Origin of the sequence: Pseudomonas sp. Sample_24, assembly GCF_004307605.1 — a bacterium.
In the GTDB taxonomy this organism is placed as follows: Bacteria; Pseudomonadota; Gammaproteobacteria; order Pseudomonadales; family Pseudomonadaceae; genus Aquipseudomonas.
Window position 1 is genome coordinate 1 of sequence record NZ_RCNW01000215.1, and the last position, 4,193, is coordinate 4,193.

Here is a 4,193-nt window from a genome sequence, read left to right on the forward strand (position 1 = left end):
GTGGTGTACTTGCCGTCGAAGAAGTTGGTGTACGCCAGGCTTGCGGTGTAGGTGTTCTGGTACTCGGCATCGACGCCCAGGCTGACCGCTTTGCGACCTTCCTCGAAGTTGCCGCCAGGACCAGGCGAGTAGCCGTCAACGTCGTGGGACCAGGCCACGTTAGGCTTGAGGTTCACACCAGCGAACACGTCGTTGTATTCCCAGATGGCACGACCGCGATAACCCCAGGAGGTGGCCGTGGTGAAGCCATCGTCGTTGCAGTTACGGGCGACGTTGTTGGTCGGGGTACCCGGGCCGGCACCGTTGATGGTGCTGGTGTTGAGGGCCACACAGGTGTTGGCACCGCCAGTGGCAGGCAGCTCGCCAGGACCGTAGACCGGATCACGGCCATAACGAACGTCGGAAGTGCTTTCCAGGCCGCCAACGTGGGTGACACCCACTTCGCCCACCAGGGTCAGACGGCTGGCGCCCATGACCTGATCAAAGAAGTGCGTCAGGGTGGTCTGGAACTGGGTCACTTCCTTGCGGCGATAGCCGTGCAAGTCCTGGCCCGGTACACCGGTCAGCAGCGAAGCATTGGTCAGCGCGCCGCCCAACGGACGCACACCGGCGAACAGGATGTCGGTGGAGTTGAGCTGCACCGGTGCGTTCGGACGGTAGCTGACCTCACCGCTCCACGCCGTACCGGTAGGCAGGGTGGTGGAGAAGCTCAGGCCATAGAGGCGGATGTCTTCCGGATACTCGACGAAATAGCTCGAGTTACCCGCGACGATCAGTGGCGCCAGTGCACGGAAGGCTGCCGGCAGGGCCGCTGCGCCGGCATAAACCGATGCTGGGGCACCGGTGGCGCTGAAGATCGGCGCACGGCTGTGGTAGTTCATGAAATAGGCACCGAACTCGGTGTCCAGCGGCTCGAACATGTATTTGAGCGACGCGCCCCACTGGCCGCTGTCACGTGCATCGCGATCCGCACCACGGCGAACCAGCACACCTTCGTTGTCTACGTTGACGCCCAGACGGGTCAGCGTAGGCAGAGCCGCGGCCGGAATGGTCGAACGTTTGTTCAGCACGCGCAGGTTATTGTCGCAACCGTCGGCAATGATGTCCGGTTGGGAGAAGAAGGTGCCGCAGTTGTCGACGACAGTCTGGTCCCACTCGAGCTGGTAGAAGGCTTCCGCCGACAGGTTGTCGGTGAGGCTCTGGGACACATAGAACATGTTGACCGGGATCAGGCCTTCCTTGACCTCGGCGCCTGGTCGACGGAACGCAGACACGTCGATCGGGTTGATCGAGTTGATGCCGCTGCCGATGAAAGTACTTTCACCCCAGCTCACTACCTGCTTGCCCAGACGAACCGAGCCCGGCTGATCGGCAACCGAGTAGTTGTGGTAGACGAATGCATCGAGGATCTGACCGCCAGACGACTTGGCGCCTTCTTTGCGGTTGCTGTCGCTGATGTCCTTGAACGGACGGCTTTCGTCCTTGAGTTCAAAGTCGTACCAGTATTTGCCACGGACGAAAACGCCAGTGTCGCCGTACTTCAACTCAAGGTCATGGATACCCTTGAAGATCTTCGAGAAGGTCTCGCCGCTCTTGAAGTTCAGGTGCCCGTCATCGGAGGTCTGGGACAGGCCACGGCCGCCGTTGTTGACGCCGATGAGGTTCTTGTTGGCGCTTTCGGTAGACCAGCTCGCGCCGATCGACAGGGAAGAGTCGAACTGACCTTCGATTTCACCAACGTTGAAACTGACGCCGAATGCAGGCCCGGCGAGCGTAGAGGCAAGGCTGACGGCCAGAGGCAGTTTAGCCCGGCGCCAGAACTGGTTTACTGATGTCATCGACGCTACTCCATGTGCATTTTATTGTTATGGCAGTGAGCACTTTTAAAAACGCTTGGATAACAGGGAGCCACGGCATCCCAAAGTCACTCCAAAGTTGCATCGCCCCGGTTTGTGCGTTTGCCCCGTTCTTAAAAATCCTTGAGCGGACTATAGCCAGCAGGTAGTAGTGCTTGATCCCTCTAAAGTGTGATTTGCAGCTGCCAGCCACTCTGGAACAGTCCTTTGCCAAGCCGACACCTGTCGGCACGGCAAGAATGGCTGAAATTTCGGATTTGACAAGCCAAGCGCTTGCTTGGTGGGGCTGGCGTGCCTTTTCGGGCACGCCGCAAGAGACTTAAAGCGTCGAAAGGAAGGTGCTGTTGGTGGCCTGCCATTCGGTAATGTCGACGCGAATTTTCTTCTTGTCGAGTTTGCCGACACTGGTCTTGGGAATTTCAGTAACAAGGGCGATCTGACTCGGGATCGCCCACTTGCTCAAGTGCCCCAGTTCGACAAATGGCTTGAGGTGTTCCTTGAGTTCCCGCGCCCCGATCACATGGCCTTCGCGTACCACCAGCAAGGCAAACGGACGCTCGCCCCATTGCGGGTCGGCGATCCCCACCACTGCTACTTCGCGTACCGCTGCATGGCGGCTGATCAGGTCTTCCAGATCAAGCGAGGAGATCCACTCGCCGCCGGTCTTGATCACGTCTTTGATCCGGTCGCGGATATCGATCACGCCCATGCTGTCGAGCGTTGCCACGTCACCGGTATGCAACCAGCCCCCGGCCCACAGCTCGGCGCCCTTCTGCGGCTCGTTGAAATAGCCTTCGGTGAGCCACGGCGCGCGCAGCACCAGCTCCCCTTGAGTTTCGCCGTCGGCCGGCAGGAAGTTGCCTTCGGCATCGACAATCGCCGCTTCGACCAATGGCCCGGGCACACCGGCCTTGATCCGGTAGGTGGTGCGTTCATCCTCGGAGCCGGCCATCAATTCGTCGTTGAGGTGCGCACAGGACACCAGCGGTCCGGTTTCCGACATGCCATAGGCGGCAGTCAACTGGATGCCCTTGGCCTTCGCGGCTTCGTACAGCGTACGGTTCAGCGCGCTGCCGCCAATGACGATTTTCCAGCCGGCGAAGTCGGTGTTTTGTGCCGCCTTGGCATTGAGGACCATTTGCAGGATGGTGGGCACACAATGCGAGAAGGAGACCTTTTCCTTGCGCCACAGCTCCACCAGGAACTCCGGGTCATAGCGGCCCGGATAGACCTGTTTGAGCCCAAGCATGGTCGCCACGTAAGGCAGCCCCCACGCGTGGACGTGAAACATCGGGGTGATCGGCATGTACACGTCGTTGGTGCCCAGCAGGCGCACGCTGTCGATGGCACCCATGATCGTCGACACGCCCATGGTGTGCAGCACCAGTTGTCGATGGCTGAAGTACACGCCCTTGGGATTGCCGGTGGTGCCGGTGGTGTAGAACGTGGTGGCTACCGAGTTCTCGTCGAAGTCCTGGAAGTCGTACTGCGGGCTCGCGGCGGCCAGCAATTGCTCGTACTCACCCACAAGATTGGGCAGGTCCGCGGTTTTTTCCGGCAGGTCGGTCAGCAGCAAGGTTTTCTCGACCGTGGTCAGATGACCGGCAATCGCGTTGTACAACCCCACGAACTCGCTGTTGACCAGGACAAAGCGGTCCACGGCATGGTTCATGGTATAGAGGATCTGTTCCGGCGACAGACGCACGTTGATGGTGTGGATCACTGCACCGATCATCGGAATGGCGAACATGCATTCCAGATACCGATGGCTGTCCCAATCCATGACCGCCACGGTGTCCCCGGGCTTGACCCCGGCGGCCGTCAATACGTTGGCCAGCCGCGCGACCCGTTCGATCAGGGTCGGATAGCTGTAGCGCAACTGGTCGCGGTAAACGATCTCGCGGGTTTTCTCATAACGCGCGCCGGACATGAGCAGCCGTTTGATCAGCAGCGGATACTGGTAAGCGCCTTCGGCTGGGGGGATAACGCGTGTCTGCAACATAAGAATCCCTTTTCTGACTGCACGGTCGTGGCTGTTAAGTACGCACTGTAGTGCGCCTGAACGTCAGCCAAATCAGCCAAAGGAATGATTTGCAGGGCCGCGCAAATGCTAGCGTTGCGCCAGCATTTGCCGGTGTTTGAAGACCGTTACAATCAGTGCATCTCGGTAAATGCCAGCTTCACGCCGATGGCGATCAGTACCGCGCCCATGGTTCGGTCGAACCAGTGCCCCATGCGGGCGAACCCGGCACGCACACGTTGCTGGCTGAACAACATGGCCACCAGGCAGAACCAGATCGCCGTCGCCACTGCCAGGTACACCCCGTAACCGGCCTG

General features: G+C 59.7%; 2 protein-coding genes and 1 pseudogene. All 3 read right to left on the reverse strand.

From position 1 onward, the window contains the following. Nucleotides 1-1,838, reverse strand: a 1,838-nt coding sequence (locus D8V06_RS11240) for a DUF1302 domain-containing protein (protein WP_130930979.1), incomplete at its 3' end; no start/stop codon positions are given. Between the two features lie 337 nt (nt 1,839-2,175). Next, nucleotides 2,176-3,858 carry a fatty acid--CoA ligase gene (locus D8V06_RS11245; protein WP_056853239.1) on the reverse strand — a complete coding sequence of 561 codons (1,683 nt, stop codon included), beginning with the start codon at nt 3,856-3,858 and terminating at the stop codon, nt 2,176-2,178. A gap of 152 nt (nt 3,859-4,010) precedes the next feature. Then, nucleotides 4,011-4,193 (reverse strand): annotated as a pseudogene (locus D8V06_RS11250) (LysE family translocator); the annotation flags it as partial.